This is a genomic window from Vreelandella venusta, assembly GCF_015689495.1.
GTDB lineage: Bacteria > Pseudomonadota > Gammaproteobacteria > Pseudomonadales > Halomonadaceae > Vreelandella > Vreelandella venusta.
Window position 1 is genome coordinate 1,772,921 of the sequence record NZ_CP065135.1, and the last position, 22,661, is coordinate 1,795,581.

At 52.0% G+C, this 22,661-nt stretch carries 21 protein-coding genes; 17 read left to right on the forward strand and 4 right to left on the reverse strand.

Translation table 11 applies throughout. The features are described from left to right. Positions 1–120 precede the first annotated feature (120 nt). The 14 genes from IR195_RS08380 to IR195_RS08445 all read left to right on the forward strand — a co-directional run bounded on the left by IR195_RS08380 (position 121) and on the right by IR195_RS08445 (position 15,132). The gene (locus IR195_RS08380; RefSeq protein ID WP_206049303.1) at positions 121–1,749 is read left to right on the forward strand and encodes a type IV pilus assembly protein FimV; all 1,629 of its coding nucleotides are present in this window, start codon (positions 121–123) and stop codon (positions 1,747–1,749) included. A gap of 24 nt (positions 1,750–1,773) precedes the next feature. Then, the gene (truA, locus tag IR195_RS08385) at positions 1,774–2,736 is read left to right on the forward strand and encodes a tRNA pseudouridine(38-40) synthase TruA (RefSeq protein ID WP_206049305.1); all 963 of its coding nucleotides are present in this window, start codon (positions 1,774–1,776) and stop codon (positions 2,734–2,736) included. Next, the gene (locus IR195_RS08390) at positions 2,733–3,368 is read left to right on the forward strand and encodes a phosphoribosylanthranilate isomerase (protein WP_206049306.1); all 636 of its coding nucleotides are present in this window, start codon (positions 2,733–2,735) and stop codon (positions 3,366–3,368) included. Before truA ends, IR195_RS08390 begins: the two co-directional genes overlap by 4 nt. Before the next feature lie 85 nt (positions 3,369–3,453). Continuing rightward, entirely contained in the window at positions 3,454–4,692 is a 1,239-nt protein-coding gene (trpB, locus tag IR195_RS08395; protein ID WP_206049308.1) for a tryptophan synthase subunit beta, read from the forward strand. An 8-nt stretch (positions 4,693–4,700) separates the two neighbouring features. Further along, complete coding sequence (gene trpA / locus IR195_RS08400; RefSeq protein WP_206049309.1) at positions 4,701–5,504, forward strand: tryptophan synthase subunit alpha; 804 nt, start codon at positions 4,701–4,703, stop codon at positions 5,502–5,504. Between the two features lie 90 nt (positions 5,505–5,594). Continuing rightward, positions 5,595–6,614, forward strand: coding sequence for an acetyl-CoA carboxylase, carboxyltransferase subunit beta (gene accD / locus IR195_RS08405; RefSeq protein WP_206049310.1), 1,020 nt, complete (start codon positions 5,595–5,597; stop codon positions 6,612–6,614). Next, positions 6,607–7,947: a bifunctional tetrahydrofolate synthase/dihydrofolate synthase gene (folC, locus tag IR195_RS08410; RefSeq protein WP_206049311.1), complete on the forward strand. Its 1,341-nt coding sequence runs from the start codon at positions 6,607–6,609 to the stop codon at positions 7,945–7,947. The genes accD and folC overlap by 8 nt, the downstream gene beginning before the upstream one ends. A 42-nt stretch (positions 7,948–7,989) precedes the next feature. After that, positions 7,990–8,637, forward strand: a complete 648-nt coding sequence (locus IR195_RS08415; protein WP_125747435.1) for an SPOR domain-containing protein — start codon at positions 7,990–7,992, stop codon at positions 8,635–8,637. 3 nt (positions 8,638–8,640) lie between these two features. Further along, on the forward strand, positions 8,641–9,240 hold the full coding sequence (locus IR195_RS08420; protein WP_125747437.1) for a CvpA family protein: 600 nt from the start codon (positions 8,641–8,643) through the stop codon (positions 9,238–9,240). Between the two features lie 167 nt (positions 9,241–9,407). Continuing rightward, positions 9,408–10,931, forward strand: a complete 1,524-nt coding sequence (gene purF / locus IR195_RS08425) for an amidophosphoribosyltransferase (RefSeq protein WP_089038171.1) — start codon at positions 9,408–9,410, stop codon at positions 10,929–10,931. 58 nt (positions 10,932–10,989) lie between these two features. After that, positions 10,990–12,189: an O-succinylhomoserine sulfhydrylase gene (locus IR195_RS08430; RefSeq protein WP_125747439.1), complete on the forward strand. Its 1,200-nt coding sequence runs from the start codon at positions 10,990–10,992 to the stop codon at positions 12,187–12,189. 232 nt (positions 12,190–12,421) lie between these two features. Then, a complete protein-coding gene (locus IR195_RS08435) occupies positions 12,422–12,976 on the forward strand; it encodes a cytochrome b (RefSeq protein WP_125747441.1) in 555 nt (184 codons plus the stop codon). Between the two features lie 71 nt (positions 12,977–13,047). Next, on the forward strand, positions 13,048–13,632 hold the full coding sequence (locus tag IR195_RS08440; protein ID WP_125747443.1) for a YceI family protein: 585 nt from the start codon (positions 13,048–13,050) through the stop codon (positions 13,630–13,632). A 165-nt stretch (positions 13,633–13,797) separates the two neighbouring features. After that, positions 13,798–15,132, forward strand: coding sequence for an MATE family efflux transporter (locus tag IR195_RS08445; protein WP_125753558.1), 1,335 nt, complete (start codon positions 13,798–13,800; stop codon positions 15,130–15,132). Positions 15,133–15,138: 6 nt separating this feature from the next. Here the strand turns inward: IR195_RS08445 and IR195_RS08450 are convergent, their stop codons facing one another. From IR195_RS08450 to IR195_RS08465, 4 genes are all read right to left on the reverse strand, one after another. Further along, positions 15,139–16,623 (reverse strand): NCS2 family permease, encoded by a 1,485-nt coding sequence (locus tag IR195_RS08450; protein WP_206049312.1) that lies wholly within the window; start codon positions 16,621–16,623, stop codon positions 15,139–15,141. Between the two features lie 250 nt (positions 16,624–16,873). Continuing rightward, entirely contained in the window at positions 16,874–18,064 is a 1,191-nt protein-coding gene (locus tag IR195_RS08455; RefSeq protein ID WP_125747447.1) for an amino acid aminotransferase, read from the reverse strand. Next, positions 18,065–18,403: a 4a-hydroxytetrahydrobiopterin dehydratase gene (locus tag IR195_RS08460; protein WP_206049313.1), complete on the reverse strand. Its 339-nt coding sequence runs from the start codon at positions 18,401–18,403 to the stop codon at positions 18,065–18,067. 28 nt (positions 18,404–18,431) lie between these two features. Then, entirely contained in the window at positions 18,432–19,331 is a 900-nt protein-coding gene (locus IR195_RS08465) for a GGDEF domain-containing protein (RefSeq protein WP_125747451.1), read from the reverse strand. 265 nt (positions 19,332–19,596) lie between these two features. Here IR195_RS08465 and cobA point away from each other — a divergent pair, with 265 nt between their 5' ends. The 3 genes from cobA (at position 19,597) to apbC (ending at position 22,652) form a co-directional block, all read left to right on the forward strand. Then, entirely contained in the window at positions 19,597–20,433 is an 837-nt protein-coding gene (gene cobA, locus IR195_RS08470) for a uroporphyrinogen-III C-methyltransferase (protein ID WP_241006837.1), read from the forward strand. Positions 20,434–20,572: 139 nt separating this feature from the next. After that, positions 20,573–21,697 carry a coiled-coil domain-containing protein gene (locus tag IR195_RS08475; protein WP_206049315.1) on the forward strand — a complete coding sequence of 375 codons (1,125 nt, stop codon included), beginning with the start codon at positions 20,573–20,575 and terminating at the stop codon, positions 21,695–21,697. Between the two features lie 154 nt (positions 21,698–21,851). Beyond that, complete coding sequence (apbC, locus tag IR195_RS08480) at positions 21,852–22,652, forward strand: iron-sulfur cluster carrier protein ApbC (RefSeq protein WP_206049324.1); 801 nt, start codon at positions 21,852–21,854, stop codon at positions 22,650–22,652. The last annotated feature ends 9 nt before the right edge of the window (positions 22,653–22,661 follow it).

Here is a 22,661-nt window from a genome sequence, read left to right on the forward strand (position 1 = left end):
GCAGCTTCCCGTTTTTTTATTCTCTGGGTGTGGTAAAAAGGATGCAGAGTGTGATTTTGCTAAGTAAATGTAAGAAAGTGTGGCTTAGCCGCAATCAAATAAAAGGCAGCAGAGGCCTTTATGAGAAAACAATTAACAGGGATGTTGGGACTGTCGCTAAGCGCTATTAGTCCACTGGCAGTGGCGCTGGGGTTGGGGCAGGCAACGGTAAACTCACCATTAGATGCGCCGCTTGAGGCCACGGTGCCGCTTCAGGAAAGCGAGGGTTTCGCGCTGAGTGATTTACGTGTCGAGCTGGCAAACGAATCGGCGTTTAGGGCTCTGGGGTTGGAGTGGACATCCCTTACCGCAAGTATCAGTGTTCAGGTTCAAGAGCAGCCTGCTGGGCACCGGCTTTTGCTGCGCTCTTCCCAAGCAGTTCATGAGCCGTGGTTGGATCTACTGTTAACGATTTCTTCACCAGAAGGGCGACAGACACGCGCTTTAACGCTGCTGTTTGACCCACCCGACTACGCATTAGACAGCCCGGTTGACGCCACCGGATCGGCTGAATCGCCCAGTAGGGAATCTGCTTCTGTGTTATCGGCTGCACGCGATGCTTCACGTGATATAGCCTACGTAGCCAGTGGCGATACTCTTTGGAGCGTTGCCGCAAGGGTGAAGCCAGACGATGTAACCATTCAACAAATGATGACGGCACTCTTAGTCGCTAATCCCGCTGCGTTTCCCACTGGCAATATAGATGAACTCCGTGCGGGCCAGACACTCAATATCCCTACCCGTCAGCAGATTACGTCACGAACGTCCAGCAATGCTGCCCAGGCGATTCAGGCGGTGCGCTCACCCGTAGGCCGCCAGGTTGAGTCTCAAGAAAAGCCAGAAGGCCTTAGTGGTTCGAGCGTAGAGCAGGTGGTCGAGCCAGCTAGGCAAAGTGACGACCAAGGGGCTGCTCTATCTCTGCAAACACCCGGTGTTGTCGCCATCGAAAAAGAGCTCGCTGAACAGTTATTGGAGGGCCAGGATAGGCTTCTTGCGGTGCTTGACGAGCGCGAAGAAATGCATGATCAGCTAGCTGTGCTGCGTCAAGAGGTGGCTTCGCTAACGCAAGCATTAAGCGCCTCTCAGCGCGAGCTTCAGCAAGCTCAAGAGCTATCAGATATGCTGGCGGGGAGTGCCGCGCTGATGGCAAACAGTCGTCCGGCTAACGAGGTGCCTAACCTGAACCGTTCACAGAGTGCGTCAGCCACAATTGTTGAGCGCATGGCCGCCTATCAGTGGCCGCTCGCTAGTAGTGCGTTAGCGCTTTTGTTGGGAGCGCTAGTATGGTCGCGTAGGCGTCGTGAACGGCAGTGGGAAGATGTTGCACCCATTTCCTCGGCTTATAACGCTGACACGATGCCAACTGCTACGCCTTCACCTGCTACGCCTTCACCTGCTACGCCTTCATCTGCTAAGCCTTCAACTACTAAACCTTCACCTACTTCTCCTCCACCTACCACGTTTTCACCTACTACGTTTTCAACTACCACGCCTTCTTCTACTACTGAGGCACCAATGCGGGGTTCACCGACGGTTGATACAGTACCTGCTAACAGTGAGCCAGGGCCGATAGTTGAGGCCGAACGGCAGGAGACGTCTTCACCTCCAGGCGTGGGACGCAACCAATATGGAGGGAAGAGCGTCGAGGAACGCTGGGAAGTCGAAGAGGTGGCATTTGAGCCTCGACGTCGGGATAATGGTGCACCCTAACTATCTTCTATGTGACGTGGCTTCATGACGCTGTTTTACCATTTTGACGAAACAAAGCCCCTAACAGGGCGCCTAGCGATGGGCATTGAATATGATGGTACGCGCTTTTGCGGCTTTCAGCGTTTGAAACACGCAGCTTCTGTTCAACAAGCGGTGGAAGATGCGATAGAGAAAGTGGCCAGCGCGCCAGTGCGTATTCATGCCAGTGGTCGAACCGATTCTGGCGTGCATGCCACCCGACAGATCATCCATTTTGACCCGCCTGTTCAGCGTTCTGAAAAAGCCTGGATTTTTGGCAGCAATACCAACCTTCCTAGAGATGTCGCGGTGCGCTGGGTAAAACCTGTGTCCGATGACTTTCACTCTCGCCTGGGCGCACTTGGGCGTCGCTATCGTTATATTTTGTTGAATCAACTTAGTCGTCCGGTGTTAGAGCGCCACAACGTAACCTGGTGTCGAGATCCGCTAGATGCCGATGCCATGCATCGGGCTGCACAGGCTCTGGTAGGCGAGCATGACTTCAGCAGCTTTCGAGCGGCGGGCTGCCAGTCCAAAACCCCTTGGCGGCAAATGCACTTCGTAGAAGTGAAACGCTATGGGCCAATAGTGGTCATTGATATTCAGGGCAATGCTTTTTTGCACCACATGATTCGCAATATTGCGGGGGCACTGGTTAGCGTAGGGCGCGGTTCGCAGGATGAAGGGCACATTGAGCGCCTGCTGGCACTGAAGAATCGCCGAAAAGGCGATGTCACAGCGCCAGCCTGCGGCCTTCATTTCGTAGACTCGCTTTATGATGAACGATTTGATCTGCCAAAAGAGCCGTTAGGCCCCAACTTGCTCGCATTTACCGGTGAGTGGACTGGTGAGCGTCAGTTGCCAGATAATCCACGCATCGCTGCAAGGCGCAAGCTGACGTTTAACAGCCAAGCGCCCTTAAATCAGCCAGAGCCAGCGCCTTCAGAGCAGCAGGAGACCCCATTATGAACGCGTGTTCTGGTCGTACGCGGATTAAATTTTGTGGCTTAACTCGCCATGAGGATGTCGCGCTGGCAGCATCGCTGGGTGTGGACGCGCTTGGCTTCGTGATGTGGCCTAAGAGCGCCCGCAGCATAACGCCTGCGGTGCTGGAAGAGTTAGCAGTGGCAGTGCCTGCTTTTGTGACACGGGTGGGATTGTTTGTTAATCAGCCTGCTGAATTCATTGAGCAGTGCTTACCTTACTTGGATTTAATTCAGTTTCATGGTGACGAGCCTGCCTCTTTCTGTCAGCAGTTTGGGCGGCCTTGGATAAAAGCACTGCGCATGCATGATGATATCGACCTGCACCAGGCGGCGGCTGACTACTCGCTCGCGCAGGCGCTGCTATTAGATGCTTATCGACCTGGTATCCCAGGGGGAACTGGAGAGACGTTTGATTGGTCTAGAATCCCCGCAACCTTAGAAAAACCTGTTATCCTGGCTGGTGGGTTAACGGTTGATAATGTGGCTTCTGCGGTTAACCAAGTAATGCCTTATGCTATTGATGTTTCTGGTGGTATAGAAATATCTCATGGCATAAAAGATGCCGAGTTAATGGCATCTTTTGTTCAAAATGTGGCGTTAGCTAGCGCCCATTAAGCTCACTGCGTAGCGTGCCCGCGGGGTGTCTACGCCTCTTTGTTCGTTCATTTATTGTTTGCCTGTTCTGGCGATCTTGTGAGGTATGCCTGTGACTGTCTCCGCGACTGAAACCAAGTTCAGCGACCTGACCCGAATGCCGGATGCCCGTGGTCATTTTGGTCCCTACGGCGGCCGGTTTGTGTCGGAAACCCTGAGCTTTGCCCTGGAAGAGTTAGAGCAGACCTATTCGAGTTTGCGTGATGATCCCGATTTCCAGGCTGAGTTTGACCGTGACCTTGCCCATTATGTCGGGCGTCCGTCGCCGCTTTATCATGCAGAGCGTTGGTCTCAGTCGCTAGGTGGCGCGCAAATTTGGTTGAAGCGTGAAGACTTAAATCACACCGGTGCTCATAAGGTTAATAACACTATCGGCCAAGCGCTGTTAGCCAAAAAAACTGGCAAGCCCAGGGTTATAGCTGAAACCGGAGCAGGCCAGCATGGTGTGGCCACGGCGACTGTGGCAGCGCGCTTAGGACTGGAGTGTGACGTTTATATGGGGGCGGCAGACGTTCAACGCCAGAAGCTGAACGTTTATCGTATGCGTCTGTTGGGTGCACGTGTAATTCCGGTTGAATCAGGTACTCGTACGCTTAAAGACGCAATGAATGAAGCCTTGCGTGACTGGGTCACCAACGTTGATAGCACGTTCTACATTATTGGCACCGTGGCGGGGCCGCACCCTTACCCGCAGTTGGTACGTGATTTTAACGCGGTCGTGGGGCGTGAAGCTCGCCAACAGTCGTTAGCGCAAATTGGACGCCTGCCGGACGCGCTGATTGCCTGCGTGGGGGGCGGTTCTAACGCCATGGGCCTATTCTATCCCTTCGTCGAAGATGATGCGGTAGCGATGTATGGTGTCGAAGCCGGTGGTGATGGTATCGAAACAGGCCGACATGCTGCGCCGCTTTCGACCAATGCGCCGCGTGGTGTTTTGCATGGTAATCGAACTTACTTGATGTCTGATGAAGCGGGGCAAGTGTCAGACACGCACTCAATTTCTGCTGGCCTCGACTACCCAGGGGTTGGGCCTGAGCACGCGCTATGGAAAGATGTTGGGCGAGTTAACTACGTAGCCGCAAACGATAAAGAAGTGCTGGAAGCATTCCGTGAACTGACGCATATGGAAGGGATTATGCCCGCATTGGAATCCGCCCATGCGCTTGCTCATGCGAAGGTGCTGGCACCGACCATGCGCCCTGACCAGCATATCGTGGTCAACCTTTCTGGTCGTGGTGATAAAGATATCATGACCGTGGCGAACATTGATGGCATCGAGTTTTAAGGGCTAGCATGAACCGTATTGACCAGCGTTTTTCAGAATTAAAAGAGCAGGGTCGTAAGGCCCTGATTCCTTACATTACCGCCGGCGACCCTGCGCCTCAGTACACCGTGGGCTTTATGCATGCCCTGGTAGAGGCAGGAGCTGATATTATTGAGCTTGGCGTGCCGTTTTCAGACCCAATGGCCGACGGCCCGGTGATTCAAAAGGCCTGTGAGCGCGCGCTTAAGCAGGGTACTCGTTTGGTTGACCTGCTGGATATGGTCGCTGAGTTCCGCCAAGCGGATGCTACAACGCCTATCGTGTTGATGGGGTATCTCAATCCGATAGAGCGGATTGGCTATGAAACGTTTGCAGATAAAGCGGCAAGCGTTGGCGTTGATGGCGTGCTCGTGGTAGATATGCCGCCTGAAGAGGCTGATGAGCTCGGCCCGCTGTTAAAAGCTCGCGATTTAGCAGCGATTTTCTTGGTTGCGCCTACCACTTCCAATGCGCGTGCCGCTACAATATGCGCCCACGGTGAGGGCTATCTCTATTATGTTTCGCTTAAGGGCGTTACCGGTGCTGCTACACTCAATGCTGAGGATGTGGCTGAGCATCTTGCCCCCTTACGCGAAATGACCGATTTGCCATTATGTGTTGGCTTCGGTATCCGCGATGGTGTGACCGCCGCTGAAGTGGCGAAAGTTGCTGATGGTGTGATTGTTGGCAGTGCGCTAGTGAACCGCATTGCAGAGAGCGTTGACGCACCTGAAACCATTGCTGGTCAGCTTAAAAGCGTGTTGGGCGACATGCGCAACGCGATGGATGCCTAAGCGCATTCCCTCATCGTCTACACTGAATTGACTGACGACACTCATCAAGCTTGGCGTTGCTAAGCATGACGTATACGGAAACTTTTTGATATGAGCTGGTTAGACAAGATTGTGCCCTCCATGGGGCGTATCCAGCGTAAAGACCGTCGCGCCAGCGTGCCCGATGGCCTCTGGCGTAAATGTCCCAAGTGCGAAGCGGTTCTCTATCTCCCTGAGCTTGAGAAGCACCACAGCGTCTGCCCCAAGTGCGACCACCATTTACGGTTGACCGCGCGTAAACGTTTGGACTGGTTTTTGGATAAAGAGAATCGCCAAGAGATTGCGGCTGAGATTGAGCCTAATGATCGCTTGAAATTTCGCGACTCTAAAAAATACAAAGACCGCTTAACGGCTGCCCAAAAAGAAACCGGTGAAAAAGATGCGCTGGTTGCTATGCGTGGCGAGCTAGACGGGCTACCGGTTGTTGCTGTTGCGTTTGAATTTACCTTCATGGGCGGTTCAATGGGCGCGGTTGTTGGCGAAAAATTTGTCCGCGCGGCAACCATAGCCCTTGAAGAACAGCTTCCGTTGATCTGCTTTGCCGCTTCTGGTGGGGCTCGGATGCAAGAAGCACTGTTTTCACTCATGCAGATGGCTAAAACCTCGGCAGCGCTTGAAAAGCTTAAGCAGTCGGGTGTGCCCTACATTTCTGTTCTGACAGATCCAGTGTTTGGCGGAGTATCCGCGTCGCTTGCGATGCTGGGCGATCTTAACATCGCCGAGCCCAACGCCTTGATTGGCTTTGCTGGCCCGCGCGTTATTGAGCAAACCGTCCGTGAAACGCTGCCGGAAGGCTTTCAGCGCAGTGAATTTCTACTGGAGCACGGCACTGTTGACATGATTGTGCATCGCCATGATATGCGTGCTCGTGTTGGTGGTGTGCTGCGTAAGCTGACGCATAATATCGCGCTGCCTGCCGAGAGCGATATCAGTGACGATGCATCGATTGACGAGCCGTTGGTTGATGAAGCGCCAATAGCCGATGCTGTAGATGTAGCAGGTGCGGATACGCCTGAAACGCATAGCGAAGCCAGTACTGTTCAGAGCGACGATTCGAACCGCAATGTCTAAGTCTATAGCCCCTGACTCTTTAGCTTCTGACGCTGTAACTCCAGGGTCTTTAGCCGAATGGCTGCACTACCTTGAAACCCTACATCCTGTAGGGATTGATATGGGGCTTGAGCGCGTAGCAGAAGTTGCCAAACGCATGGGGTTGCTAAGCCGACCGATTGCAACACAGGTAATTACGGTGGCTGGTACCAATGGCAAGGGGTCGACCCTTGCCATGATGGATGCTATCGCTCGCAGTCACGGTTTACATGTGGGGACTTATACTTCGCCCCACCTAGTGCGCTATAACGAGCGTGTCACGATCAATGGTAGCTACGCTGACGACCAGCGGCTAATGACGGGCTTCTCTTGCGTAGAGCACGCGAGGCTACAAGCGCCTGAAATTAGCTTGACCTATTTTGAGGCGGGCACGCTCTGTGCCCTCTGGTGTCTAGCACAGGAAGACCTCGATTTAGCGCTGCTCGAAGTTGGTCTGGGTGGGCGATTAGATGCCGTTAATATTATTGACGCAGACGTTGCTATTGTGACCACGATTGCTCAGGATCATGCCAATTTTTTGGGATCTGACATTGCCCAGATCGGCCGCGAAAAGGCCGGCATCTTTCGTGCTGCAAAGCCCGCGGTATTAGGCAGTCGACTGCTTCCCAGTAGTGTCGCAGCGGCTGCCGATGCGATTGCCGCTCCTGTTTACTGCCTTGGTGAGGCTTTTAGTCACTCCATTGATGATAATGCTGCTGATGCCGCAGATAGTCCGTCTGAATGGAGCTGGAGTGGGCTGAGCTGTCAGGGAGATGCTATTTCCATCGCTGACCTTCCTGATCCTGGTTTGCCGATTGACAATGCCGCAACGGCCCTCCAAGCACTGATCCTTAGTGGGTTAGTGGTGAATGCAGACGCATGTCGCCGGGCGTTTCATGAGGTGCAAGTGCCAGGGCGTATGCAGTGGATAGGACAGTGGTGCCTGGATGTTGGGCATAATCCTCATGCAGCCGGTTATGTCGCTAGACGACTCCCATTGGTGCCTGCAGGTGGTCGGCAGTGGGCGCTGATCGGCATGCTAAATGATAAAGACGCTGATGGTGTTATTAGCGCTTTGCTACCCCGCATTACTGACTGGGTATGCGTGACGTTGGAAGGGGAGCGTGGTCGGTCAGCTGACGAACTGGCGGGGCGTATCACATCTCTGGGTGGGCGTGTGCATGGTTGCGCCAGTTCCCCAGAGGCCGGAGTGCAGATAATAGCTGAGCAGCTGACACCCTCCGACCGGGTGTTAGTGACTGGCTCGTTTTTTACAGTTGCGGCCTTGTTGGAAATAACACTGCCGCAAGCTTAATCGGCCTAACCGTTGTGCTCGCTAAGCTTGATGGAGAGGGATATGAAATACGGTAAAACGGAACGCATCAGTGGTATTGTCATCTTGCTCGCGTTGCTGGCGATTTTCGTGCCGTGGTTGATGAGTGATCCTGCTCCCCGAGAAGAGCGCCCTCAGCCTACGTTTGTGATTGAGCGACCTGTTGAGGCAACACAGCAAGATGTTCCGAATCCTGAAATGCCGTCGTCCATCAGCACATCCTCATCTTCAAGTGAAGGTCGATCTGTAGATGGCGCGATCAGTGTGCCAATTGATGCCAATCCAAGGCAGCCACAAACCGGTCAAGCCAGTAGCTCTAATACTCAGAGTGCTGGAGCCGATGATCCAATCGCTGAGTTAATGGCTGCGAATAACCGTAATAACGCGTCTACCAGCTCTTCAAGCACATCATCGAATGCTGCTGGCCCAACATCTTCTTCCCAAGGCGAGTGGGCGGTTCAAGTGGGCAGCTTTGGTGATGCGGGTAACGCAAGGCGACTAAGCGATCAGCTTACTCAGGCGGGGTTTAGCGCCTACTTACGTGAGCGCGATAATAACCTTACCTCTGTTTATGTTGGCCCTTATGCCACGTCTGAAGACGGTGAGTCTGCGATGGCGATTATTAAGCAGCGTGCCAATGTACAGGGCTTGTTAGTGCGAGTGAGAAATTAACTTATGGCACTTACTTGGATAGACGCGCTTTTCCTGGCGGTGTTGGCACTTTCCATGCTGGCCGGCTTTATGCGCGGGTTCGTCAGGGAAGCTCTTGGTCTAGCCGCCTGGGTAGTCGCATTGTTGGTAGCGCGCGTTCTGGCAGAACCGGTGGCGGACTTAATGAGTGGGTTCATCGACAGCTTCGATGCGCGCTTAGTGTTGGCATTTATTTTGGTGATATTTGCGGTCATTTTGCTCTGTGGGATTGTGATCCGCCTTGTTCATGCGGCAGTTGAGTGGGTCGGTATGGGGTTGCTTAACCGCTTTGCCGGTGCTGCTTTTGGGCTTGCGCGTGGCGCTGTTATTTTATTGGTGGCAACCGTGCTGATTACTCTAACGCCCTTAGCTGAGCTACAGGCTTGGCAAGAGGCTGAGCTTCGGCCGACGTTTATTGAGCTGCGCGACTGGGCGGTAAGCCAGTTAGATCAATGGGAACGGGAGCTGCCACAGGCGCCTGACTCGCTTCGCGATATTTCGCTGCCTGACCTCCGCGCTCAGGACGCTCAGGAAGAGCGAGTTCCACAGCCTTTTACGCCAACATCTGAAAATGCTGGCCAGTGAGTGCGCTGTTTAATGATGGCGCGACGTGATGTTTAGTTAGTAATACAGTTAGCTGCTGTCTACCAATGCCCGCTTTTGCGACCGAGAAATAGGCAGTGGCTTACATTCGTTTGATGAACGTACGGGTTTGCTACGGTGAACCATGGCACTAAAGCGAGGTAACTTGAATGTGCGGTATAGTGGGCCTTCTGGCCAAGCAGGCGGTAAATCAGGGAATCTATGATGCTCTGACCGTACTTCAGCATCGGGGTCAGGACGCTGCCGGCATGATGACTTGGAGCGAGGGACGCTTCCTACTGCGCAAGAGTAATGGGCTGGTTCGAGATGTGTTCCATACCCGCCACATGGCTCGCCTAAAAGGTAACCTTGGCATTGGTCACGTGCGTTATCCAACCGCAGGTTCCTCTAGCGAAGCTGAGTCTCAGCCGTTTTATGTCAACTCTCCCTACGGTATTGCGCTGGCTCACAACGGCAACCTGACTAACTCTGATCAGTTAAAGCAAGAACTTTTCTCGACGGACCTTCGTCACATCAATACCAGCTCTGACTCCGAAGTGTTGCTAAACGTATTTGCCCATGAGTTGGGTAAACAGGGTTTGCACCTGGAAGCCGAGGACATTTTTGATGCCGTTCGTAGAGTGCACCGGCGCTGCAAAGGCGGCTACGCGGCGGTCGCGATCATTAACGGTTTTGGTATGGTGGCATTTCGGGATCATCATGGCATTCGTCCTGTAGTGTTTGGTACTCGCCAAAGTGACGAGGGGCAGGAGGTCATGATTGCTTCGGAATCTGTCGCCTTAGATGTCGGCGGCTTTGAGCTGGAGCGTGACCTTTCGCCCGGTGAAGCGATTTTTGTCGACATGCAGGGGCAGATTCATACTCAGGTCTGTGCTGATCGACCTGTGCTGCGTTCCTGTATTTTTGAGCATGTCTATCTTGCGCGCCCCGACTCTATTCTTGATGGTGCCTACGTGTATGGCACTCGTATGCAGATGGGGCGTAAGCTTGGCGACCGCATTCTTAATGAATGGCCTGATCACGATATTGACGTTGTTATCCCAATTCCCGATACGTCGCGCACTTCTGCCCTTGAGATGGCGCAGCACTTAGGGGTGACCTATCGCGAAGGGTTTATGAAGAACCGCTATATTGGCCGCACGTTTATTATGCCTGGCCAAACGCAGCGTAAAAAATCGGTGCGTCAAAAACTGAATGCCATTGATGTCGAATTTAAAGGCAAAAATGTGCTGCTGGTGGATGACTCTATCGTGCGTGGAACCACCTGTAAGCAGATTATTCAGATGGCGCGCGATGCAGGGGCCCGTAAAGTGTATTTCGCCTCAGCTGCTCCGCCCGTTCGCTACCCTAATGTCTATGGCATTGATATGCCTGCGGCAAAAGAACTGATTGCGCATGGCCGCACAGAAGAAGAGGTTGGTCAGCTGATTGGTGCGGATCGAATTTTCTATCAAGATCTGGAAGATTTGAAAGCGGCTTGCCGTGAGGTTAATCCTGAAATGGATGAGTTTGACTGCTCTGTCTTCGACGGTAACTATGTCACTGGTGACATTGATGATGCCTACTTGGCTGTGCTTGAAGCGAGTCGTAATGACGCAGCCAAAGATCAAAGTGCGGGTGACCATGCGCTAGTGGGTATGCACAACCAAGATGATGACGATCTTGACGACTAATACCGCGTATTAATAGCTCGTATTACAACTTTTATTGACGTTTTAAAGGTGCTCAGCCATGCATGATAATAGTCACCAGGATGATTGGTCGCTAGAGACCCTTGCCATTCGTGCGGGCCATCACCGTACGTTTGAGCAAGAGCATGCCGAGCCCATTTTTCCCACTTCAAGCTTTGTTTACGAAAGCGCGGCTGAAGCCGCGCGCAAGTTTGGGGGGCAGGAGCCGGGCAACGTCTATTCTCGCTTTACTAATCCGACGGTCCATACCTTCGAGCGCCGTTTGGCGGCGCTTGAAGGTGGAGAGCGATGCGTGGCAACAAGTTCGGGTATGTCGGCCATTTTATCGACGGCGTTGGCACTGCTAAGTGCCGGCGATGAAATCGTTGCATCGCGCTCGCTGTTTGGTTCTACCGTGAGTTTGTTTGACAAATATCTGGGCAAATTTGGTATCACGACTCGTTATGTAGAGCTATCTAACGTTTCTGCCTGGGAAGAGGCCATCGGCCCAAATACCAAGCTGTTGTTTGCGGAAACACCGTCCAACCCGCTGTCTGAAGTCGCGGATATTCCAGCATTAGCCGAACTTGCTAAGCGTAGTGGTGCATTGTTGGCGATTGATAACTGCTTCTTAACACCGGCACTTCAGCAGCCAATTGCGCTTGGCGCTGACTTAGTTATCCATTCTGCAACGAAGTATCTGGATGGCCAGGGACGTGCTATTGGTGGCGCGGTGGTTGGTAAACACGACGTGTTGGAAGAAGTATTTGGTGTGGTACGTACTTGCGGGCCTTGCCTGAGTCCCTTTAATGCGTGGATTTTCACCAAAGGGCTTGAAACCTTATCGCTGCGCATGAAGGCACATTGCGAGAATGCGCTGACTTTGGCGCTCTGGCTAGATCAACACCCGGCCGTTAATAAAGTGCACTATAGTGGCTTAGAAGCCCATCCTCAGCATGCGCTTGCCAAAAAACAACAGCAAGGGTTTGGTGCCGTATTGGGCTTTGAGGTGAAAGGTGGCCAGGAGGGAGCTTGGCAAGTCATTGATGCTACCAACATGCTGTCTATAACAGGTAACCTCGGAGATGTTAAAACCACCATTACCCACCCGGCGACTACAACGCATGGTCGTCTCTCTGATGTGCAGAAGCAGGCCGCAGGTATCGTGCCTGGGTTGATTCGTATAGCGGTGGGGCTGGAAAGCCAGGCTGATATTCAGCGTGATCTTGCTGTTGGTCTGGATGCTTTGGTGGCTAGCTAAGCGATTCAACTAGCGTTTTGATAAGCCGGTCATTCGTGGCCGGTTTTTTATTGCGGTCATCGCTGACAGCATTTGCCTAACGACGATTTTAAGCATGCTGTTAACAAACGGTTTTTACGAATGGTGTGTTCTGCTTTTTTCAGCAGTGTTTTGATCATTAAGACGGTATGCTTTGTATAGAAGCGTGCGTACAGCAGGCATGAAGTTGCTGTTTATAACGAGGAAAGCAAGGATGTGGCGGAACACGCAGAGTGGATGGGGAGTTATTAGTATTGCGCTTCACTGGCTAAGTGCATTAACAATTGTGGGATTGTTTGTTCTAGGCTGGTGGATGACAGATCTTGGCTATTACGATACATGGTATAACCAAGCGCCGTGGGTGCATCGCTCGATTGGTATCTTGCTGTTAATAGCTACCTTTGCTCGCTTGATATGGCGCTTAATTCAACCAACGCCTCATGCAGAGGGAAGCCGCTTTGAACGTCTAGCTGCCCATGTTGGCCACATAATGTTGTATGTCCTGTTATTGTTAGTGCTTGTTAGTGGCTATTTAATCTCTACCGCCAATGGGCGTGGAATTAGTGTGTTTGATTGGTTTGAAGTGCCAGCGCTGCTTCACGGGCTTCCTGATCAAGCTAGTCTGGCAGGCAATGTGCACTGGTACAGTGCCGTGGTACTTATGGTATTGGCTGCAGGACACGCGCTCGCCGCTCTGAAGCATCATTGGTGGGATCGCCACTCGACACTCGTACGGATGGTGAATCCTGCTCATGGCCGCAAGCAATAATGGAATTTTTTGTCCACTGCGCTGATAGTTTGCTCGTAGTGTTTATTAGGAAAATAAAGGAGATTTCCACGATGTTAAAGAAAACCGCTTTTGCTACTGCAATTGCCGCCGCTTCGCTAGCGACGTTCAGCCAAGCGCAAGCAGCAGAATATCAAATTGATACTGAAGGTCAGCACGCCTTTGTTCAATTCAAAATAAGCCACCTCGGCTTCTCCTATATTCTGGGTACTTTCGAAGAGTTTGATGGTCAGTTTTCTTATGACCCAGAGGATTTAGAAGCCTCTTCTGTAGCAATGGAAGTGCAGGTGGACAGCCTCAACACTAATCATGCAGAGCGTGATCGTCACTTCTTGAGCAGCGATTTTCTTGATGCCAGCGAATTTCCTACGGCAACTTTCACCTCAACCGGTTTTGAATCAACGGGTGAAAATGAAGGCGTCGTAACCGGTGAGTTAACGCTTCATGGTGAGACACAGGAAATTGAAATGCCTGTTACCTTAATGGGTGAAGGTGATGACCCCTGGGGCAATTATCGTGCAGGCTTTGAAGGCAGCACCATGTTAACACTGAGTGATTTCGGTATTGATATGAGCGACTTCCCTGAAGCGATGCATGAGCTGGAACTTTACGTGACGTTTGAAGGCATTCGTCAGTAAACGAGTGTGAGCATAAAGCGCCATCACCCTTGTCTGGGTGATGGCGCTTTTGCGTTGGGAGTTGCAAGAAACAACTTACACCTCGTAGGTTGTTAGAATTGTTAACTAGTTAGCGTTCACCGTTATCTACTCTGTTTTGAGGATTTCTCTTTGGCAGCGGTCATTATGCAGCAACGTGAGCTGGCGATAACCTTATGGCGCCAAACGTGGCCGATGGCCATTGGTGTACTGGCGCTATTGGGTTTCCAGCTTGTAGATAGTGCTTTTATTGCCCGTTTGGGAACAGCGCCCTTGGCCGCCCAGTCGTTTACTTTTCCTTTGTCATTTCTGATTATTGGCATTCAAGTGGGAATGGGGATCGCGATTGCGGCGCTCATTTCGCGCGCCTTAGGCGCTGGAGAAGACGTTCGAGCGAAGCGGTTAAGCAGTCTTGTGCTAATTGCCGGTGGCCTCGTGATTGGCCTGCTCGTTGTAGCGCTTTGGTTTCTTCAAGTGCCTATATTTAGGCTGCTAGGTGCCGATGATAGCGCATTGGTTTATATACACGCTTACTGGGGGCCGCAGCTATTTTCAGCTTGGTTAGGCGCGCTGCTCTATTTTATCTATAGTGTGTTTCGTGCTCATGGCGATACACGGCTGCCAGGTAAGATGATGGTGCTCAGCAGCCTTATTAACCTGGGGTTGGACCCGCTATTCATTTTTGGCATTGGTTCTTGGCAAGGATGGGGGCTAGCGGGTGCGGCCTGGGCAACCGCCATTGCATTTTTTGCTGGGCTGTTATTTAGCAGTATTAAGCTTAAGCATCAAAAGTGGACGACGAATACCGCACTTTGGCAAGAAGCAAGGCGCTCGTGGCGGCCTTTTACCGGTATCGCTGCTCCTGCGATGGTTAGTCAGTTGATGCCGCCACTGGCATCAATGTTGGCGATTGCGGCTGTTGCTAGCCTGGGCGATACCCAAGTGGCAGCCTGGGGGCTTGCCAGCCGCCTAGAAACGGTTTCGCTGATGGTGATATTGGCGATGACGATGTCGCTACCACCATGGCTTGGGCGCTGCTATGGCGCGGGCGACTGGGGGCAGATTCAGCAACTAATGCGCTTGGCCGTGAATGTCGCGTTAATATGGCAGCTTAGCTTGGGGCTTTTACTGGCGCTGGCGTCGCCTTGGGTGGCTATGGTGTTAGCTGGAAACCAAGAGGTGCAAAGTGAGCTTGCGCTGCTCATTCGCTTTTTGTTGCCGAGTTATGCCGCGCTGGGCGTGTGTATGCTGGTGGTGTCGGCAGGTAATGCGCTCGGCTGGCCACTTAGAGCAATGCTGCTTTCAAGCGCACGATTGTTTATTTGCTATCTACCTTGTTTATGGTTGGGTGCGCAGTTGTTTGGATGGGCAGGCTTAGCCGCTGGCGCGGCATTGGGTAACGTGTTGGCAGGTATTGTTGCTTGGATAGTGCTCAAGCGCATTTTATCCCGCCCGCATCGGCAGGCGGGATTCAGCAAGTAATGCCGTTTAGTGCTTCTTAGGGGCTTCCTGGAATGAGAAGTACATAAACAGTAATGCCATGCCCAAGTAACCCATGACAAATTCAGGCGCCGCGTTAAAGGCCAGTTTTGGTGCGTGCATTAGTCCTACAAATGAGAAGCCAGCCGCAATAGCGGCAAATGCCGCTGCACGGCGGAACTGATGGTCGATTACCGACACTGTCATTGCCCCAAGGAAGATAGCCATAAACATCGCACCTTGTCCCATGACAACAATGGCACTGGAGATATCGCTGACGACCTCACCAGCGCCGCGGTTGAAGCGTGTCATTACGTAGTTGGCAAAGTAGGGCAGCATCGCCAGCGCAATGGCCGGATAATAGCGGGTATCGTTCGCTTGAAACGCAGTGGCTATCATCGACATGCCGACAAATACCAAAATAGGGGCCACTACTGAGACCGGAATAATGGCCGCTAAGGCAGCGATCAGACCAAACATAGTGGCGAGGGCATAAACGGCACCGTTTAAAATGCTGTAGCCTCGTCCTGCGCCCATCCACTTCGCGCCCACCGTGGCGATATAAACAGTTGTTGGGAATACGCCGCCAAATAGCGCGCCGATCATCGTGCCTGCTCCATCAACTGCCTGGCACTCACGCACATCGTATTTATCGCCAGCCGCTTCCATCGCTTCAACGTTATTCATGGTTTCAATAGCGTTATAGAGGGTGATGGGCAGCACAACGGTAAGTACGGCCAGCATGCCGCTAAACAGCAAGCCTAGCCCTTCATACCATGCCAAATTAGGCAGCAGGGGGTAAAACCCTAAATGGGTAAAAGCATCGCTAAAGCGTTCGCTGCCCGCATCGCCAATCAAATATGCCATCGCAGTACCGACCACAATGGCAAACAGTGATGTCGGTAGCTTAAACGGCATGCTGACGCGGGCCACAAGACCAACAATGATAATGCCGAGCACCAGCAGTCCAATGATAGGCATTTCCAGCGTTTTAAATAGCATCTCGCCGGCAATAAAGGTGAGTGCGACGCCAGCAACAGCACCCAACATGGCGGCCCGCGGGAGGTGATACTGCACCCAGCGGCCAATGATGCTAATCAAGGCTTCTATTGCGCCACTAATAAAGCAGGCGGCCACGGCAACTTTCCAGGCTAATTCCACGTCACCGGTTAGCTGCTTGGCGGGGAGCAATACGCCGAATAGAAACACAAACATGACCGGTGTGGAGATACCGTAGGAGAGCGCGGTGACGTCGCTGCGGTTTTCTTTTCGTGCGAGCCTAGCGGCACTCCATGCGTAATAAAAATTGCCTGCCATGACTGCCACTGCGGCACCAGGCAACACCTGACCATACACAATGGACGTGGGAAACCCCATGCCCAGCATGGTAATTGCGATAATGACAAAGTTGGCAATATTGTTTTGAAACAGCGCGAAGAACGCGTCGGTGTCTTCTTTTTTGTACCACGGATAGTGAGTGCCGACAGCCGCCATGTTAGGCCTCTTAGTTATGGTGTGTTGTATACAAGGCTATGCTGAGTGTGCCGAAAATTTGACTGATCGGTCAAGCATTGCGTTGTAGCGGACGCCGCACGGGCGCCCCAGGCTCTGGCGGCAAGCACGCAATTGTACATAACAATCGTTTGCCTGTTCAGATAGTTATCTTCAATTCATCGACAAAAACGCCCAGGCAATTTGCCTGGGCGTTTTTGTCGTTGATGCGACGGCGATCAACTAACGGGCGTTATTCGTTAACGGCAGCGATGGCCTTAGCGAGGTAAGGTAAATTCTCGTGTGAGAATCCTGCCACGTTGGCACGACCAGAACGCACCATGTAAATACCGAACTCGTCACGTAGGCGGTCTACTTGTTCCGGAGTTAAACCAGTATAAGAGAACATGCCGCGCTGTTCTGCAACGCATGCATATTTTTCAGCAAGGCCGTAGGGCTTAAGGGCTTCAACGAAGTCGCGACGCAGCGTGTTGATGCGATCACGCATTTCGGTCAGCTCTTCACGCCACATTGCAGACAGCTCAGCATCGTGGAGAATTTCGCTGACGATCGCGCCGCCGTGGGCGGGAGGGTTAGAGTAGTTCTCACGGGCAACAATCGCTGCTTGAGAGCGCACGTTTTCCATCTGCTCGGCGTCTTTTGCAACCAGGATCAAGCAGCCAGTACGCTCGCAGTAAATGCCAAAGTTCTTTGAGCAAGAGCTGGTGATGATAACTTCATCAAGGTTTTCAGCTAGCAGACGAACACCATAGGCATCTTCGTCCAGTCCTTCCCCAAAGCCTTGGTAAGCAAAGTCAACCAATGGCAGTAGTTTGCGCTCGCTCAGTACCGCCATGACTTCATGCCACTGATCTTTAGACAGATCAAAGCCGGTCGGGTTGTGGCAGCAGGCGTGAAGTACCACAACGTCGCCTTCGGGAATTTTTTTCAGTGCTGCTAACATACCCGCGAAATCAAGGCGGTTGTCAGCATCAACGTAGGGGTATTTATGAAGTTCGATACCCGCGGCGGTGAAAATGCCGTGATGGTTTGGCCAAGTAGGATCGCTGACCCAGATTCCTTTTCCAGGCAGCTGATGAGCAATAAAGTCAGCAGCTAAGCGGAGTGCGCCTGTTCCACCAGGAGACTGGGTGGCGCTCGCGCGGTTGGCTTTTAATACGGAAGAATCTGCACCGAGTACCATAGGCAGCACAGCATCACCGTAAGCAGGGGCACCGTGAGAACCAATATAGGTCTTGGTGGTTTCATTCTTGAGCAGGCGAGCTTCTGCTTCCTTGACAGCGCGCATGACTGGCGTATTGCCTTGTGCATCGCGATACACGCCAACCCCTAAATCGACTTTCTGGGGATTGGTGTCTTTTTTGAAAGCTTCGATCAGCCCGAGAATGGCATCTCCTGGGACTCGCTCAATTTGCTCAAACATTTATTCGGCTACCTCGTCGGTTCTGGCGGCAAGAATGAAATCATTAAGATGCAGGCCCTTGATTGCATGGGACCACCATGTCACGGTGGTTTTACCCCACTCAGTAACAATGACAGGGTGATGCCCAGCCTGCTCTGCTATATCGCCAACGCGCTGGGTAAATGCCAGGGCATCGGCAAAGTTGCGAAACGTAAATTGTCTCGTCAGCTTCATGATGCCATCGTGGTCAACAATCTGCCACTCTGAAAGCGCTGCTAGATGGGGTTGGCATGCACTATAAGTGAGCGGTATGGCATTGCCACTGCAAGGTTCGCAGGTGGTTTGAGCAAGCGTTGTCATGGGTTGCCTCCTTTTAAAATTACCCTTATCAGGGTAGAAGGCATACACAGTCGCGACCAACCTCTTTTGCGCTGTATAACGCTTGGTCAGCGCGCGCTATTAAGTTGGCTAAAGGCTCACCACAGCGATATTCCGCTACACCAATGCTCACGGTTACTTGGCCTACCCCGATTCCAAAATCGTAGCTTGCGATGGCATGTCGGAGACGGTCAGCGAGCTTATGGCATTGTTGCAGCGGTGTAAGCGGCAACACGACCATAAACTCTTCACCGCCAAGTCTTGCCACCATATCTTCGCAGCGCAGGAGTTGCTGAGTTTGTAAGGCAAGTTGTTCAAGTACGCTATCGCCCTGTAAGTGCCCCCAGCGATCATTGAGCTGTTTAAAATGATCTATGTCTACCATCATGATAGAAAGAGGTGTCCCGTGCCTGCTGCTTAGTGACACTAGATTCGTTAGGTTCACCATAAGTTTGCGACGGTTGGGCAATCCCGTTAAAGGATCCGTGTCGCAGAGTTTTCTTAGTCGCTGCTCTTCAGCGACTTGATCAGTAATATCCATCATGATGCCGCTCCAGCGAATACCATTGGCTGCTGGGGAGGGATTAGCACTTACCGCAATCCAGTGTGGCTTTCCTTTAGGAAACGGCAGGCGAAAGCGAGTCGTAAGCGGTAGCATCCAGCGTGCAGATCGTTCAATGGATGACATTATTTTGGGATGATCGTGACCGGTTAAGTGTTCAATAAGTTGACCAGCGTCATGCGCTAATTGTTGTCGGTCGATGTGCGCCAGTGCCTCGCCCCCGCCTTCCAGATAGGGAAAGTACATACGGCCGCAATGTGATCGGTAGAATTGAAAAATAACCCCAGGTATCTGGGATATCAGGCTATCAGTACTGTGCGGTACTGGGGCTGTATCATTCACGAGCATGCGTGAAGCTCCAAAGCATATGCCAAATAAAAGTTAATCGTAAAGGTTAGCCCTAAAAACGTTACTAATATGTAAGCTATGACTGACAATACTCGCTTTTTTTGAAATTAATTGCTCTATGCATATTCCTTGAGGGAATTTAAGGGGGTATTACGCATCGCCCTTAGTAATTTGGGCGCGACACGGGATGGTTGATTGCTTTTTAATAGGCGAGATCATTTTTTATTCTCGGGGTGTTTCTTTGAGCGATGTAAAGGCAGCCACTATAAAAACAGGCCACTCGGCTAGCGCTCAAAAAGGTGGCGATGGTTGGGTAAGTTTGGTAGGTGCTGGCCCAGGTGACCCAGAGCTATTGACGTTGAAGGCTTATAAGCGGCTTCAGGTAGCAGAAGTGGTGCTTTACGACCGCCTCGTTAGCGAGGAAGTGATAGCCTTGATTGGGCCTCAGGCTGAGCGGTTTTACGTTGGCAAGGCGAAGGCGTTGCACAGCGTCCCGCAAAACGAAATTAATCAAACATTGGTGGCTTGGGCCAAGCAAGGTAAGCAAGTTGTGCGTCTCAAGGGAGGAGATCCTTTCATTTTTGGCCGAGGCGGGGAAGAGCTTGAAGCGCTAGTGGCTGAAAACGTGGCGGTAGAAGTTATTCCGGGGATTACAGCGGCATCCGGCTGTGCAGCCTATGCAGGTATACCGTTGACGCATCGAGAGCATGCGCAATCGGTGCGTTTTGTTACGGGACATTTGCAACCTGGACAAGGCGTGCTTGACTGGCAAGCGTTAGCCCAGTCTGGCCAGACCCTGGTGTTTTATATGGGGCTGAGTAACTTAGAGGCTATCTGCCAAGCATTAATGGACCATGGACTCACGCCCAGCACGCCTTTGGCGCTAATTGAGCAGGGCACAACACAGCATCAATGTACCCATATTGGTTGTTTACAACAGCTGCCAGAGGCATTTTACCAAGGTGAGGTTACATCGCCTACGTTATTGATTATTGGCAGTGTTGTGTCACTACATAGCTCGCTTTCTTGGTTTGAGCTTGCCGCTGCGGATGCGATAGGCTTTAAGGAGAGTAAGCATGTGGCTAAGCCAACAAGCGGGTAACTGTATAGGCCGTTAGTCACATACGTTGATCGCTGGCTAGATGTTGCTAGATGTGTATGCTAGTAAAAGAGTGTCAGGTGCTAAATGTCTATTAACGCTGCTGATATCGGTAGCCTATAAATGAAGAGAGGGACGCAATATGCCAGAAGCAAACCACTCGGATAATCAAGCGTCAGCGAGTAAGCCGGACATGAAAACGCTTTTTAAGGATAACCGCGTCAAAGGTATTGCTGGTATTGCCGCCATTGCTGTTATTTGGGCAATTATGGCGCAGTCTAATTCAGGCACACGCCAAGAGCGTGTCGAAACGTTAGAAGGTCAGTTAGCTAGCGTCGAGCAAGAGAATAATCAGCTTAGCCAGCGGATTGCGGAAGTTGAGCAAGCTGAAACCGATTTAAGTGCAATGCGCGAGGAGATGGCATCGCTGGAAGAGCAGCAGGCTCAGGCACAAAGCGATTTAGAGTCCGCTCAGCGTGATACAAATGCGGTGCAATCGCGTCTTGAAGAGCTGGTCGCTGAGCGTGATGCACTTCAGCAAGAGGTTGATGCGTTGAACGAGCAGGTCAAGAGCGCTGAAGCCGATTTGCAATCGCTAAAAGAAGAGCGCGATCAAGTGGAAAGCGCACGTGACCAAGCTGAGTCTGCTCGCCAGGAAGTAGAAGAAGCGCGTCAAAGTGCCGAAGAGGCTCGCCAAGAAGCAGAGTCAGCACGCCAGCAAGCTGAACAAGAGCGTCAGGCGGCGGTTGACGAGCTTAATGCCGCTCAAGAGGAGTTGTCGGGCTTAGAAACTAAGATTAGTGAAGCTAGCCAACAACTATCCGGTACTGAGGAAGACGTTGCAGCCGTTCAAAGTGAATTGGATAATTTACAAAGCGAGCGTGACTCGCTTACAAGTGAGCGGGATGAGTTACAAAGCGAGGTTGACGCGTTAACCCAGCTGCGTGAAGAAGAGCAACAGAGCCTCGACCAAGTGCGTAGCGAGATGGATGATCTTATGGTCGCGCTGGATATTGGTCGTGAAGAAGTAGCTAACGTTGAAAGTGATATTGAAGCCCGTGAAGAGCAGCTGGCGCGCCTGGAAACCCAGCTTAGCGATTGGCGTGACGAGCTTTCTTCGTTGGAGGGGCGTTTACATGTCAACGATGCGGCGAATGATGAAGTACCTTCTTTGACAGATGACGAGAGTGACAGCGCTGACTCAAATGATTCTGAGCAAACCGAAGAAGCGAGTGCCGAAGATCAGGGGCAGCAGAGCAGTAATTGATCGACACGTATGAGTATGCGCTGATTGCTAGCGTAAGAAAGCGGATGTAGGCACCCCCTGCATCCGCTTTTTGCATGCTGGTTTAGAAATAGGCCGCCTAGGAGTATCATTCAAACCACGGATCGATTAGTCGCAACAGACAGGAGTGCCATTGATGGAAGGTGTAAAACATATAGTAGCGGTGGCATCGGGAAAAGGTGGGGTCGGAAAATCGACCGTTACTGTTAATTTGGCACTAGCGCTTTCCGGCCAAGGGTATCGTGTTGGCGTACTGGATGCTGATATTTACGGTCCTAGCCAAGCGCAAATGTTGGGTGTTAAAGAGGGCGTACGGCCTCAGGCGACGGAGGACAATAAGTTTCTGCCGCTAGAAGCGCACGGTCTTCAAGCGATGTCGATGGCCTTTATGGTCAACACTCGTGAGGCGATGGTCTGGCGTGGTCCTATGGTGGTCGGTGCGTTTCAGCAAATGTTGACACAAACCCAATGGGATAATTTGGATTTCCTGCTGATTGATATGCCGCCTGGTACCGGCGATATTCAGCTGACGTTGGCGCAAAAAGTGCCTGTTTCTGGCGCTGTGATTGTCACCACACCTCAGGATATTGCGCTTCTTGATGCTCGCAAAGGCATTGAGATGTTCCGTAAGGTCAATGTGCCAGTGCTAGGCGTAGTAGAGAACATGAGCCTTTATCATTGTGAAAATTGCGGCCACGAAGCAGCAATTTTTGGTACTGGTGGTGGTGATCGCATTGCAGAAGAGTACGATACGACCGTTCTTGGGCGGTTGCCGTTAACGCTATCTATCCGTGAGTTAGCTGACTCTGGTCGCCCCAGCGTAATTTCCGAACCCGACAGCTCAGTGAGCCGCACGTTTGCAGACATTGCCCATCAAGTAGCGCAATCAGTAAATGCTAGCCATAGCAGCGGTCCGACTATTTCTTTTAGCGAGTGATGACGTAAC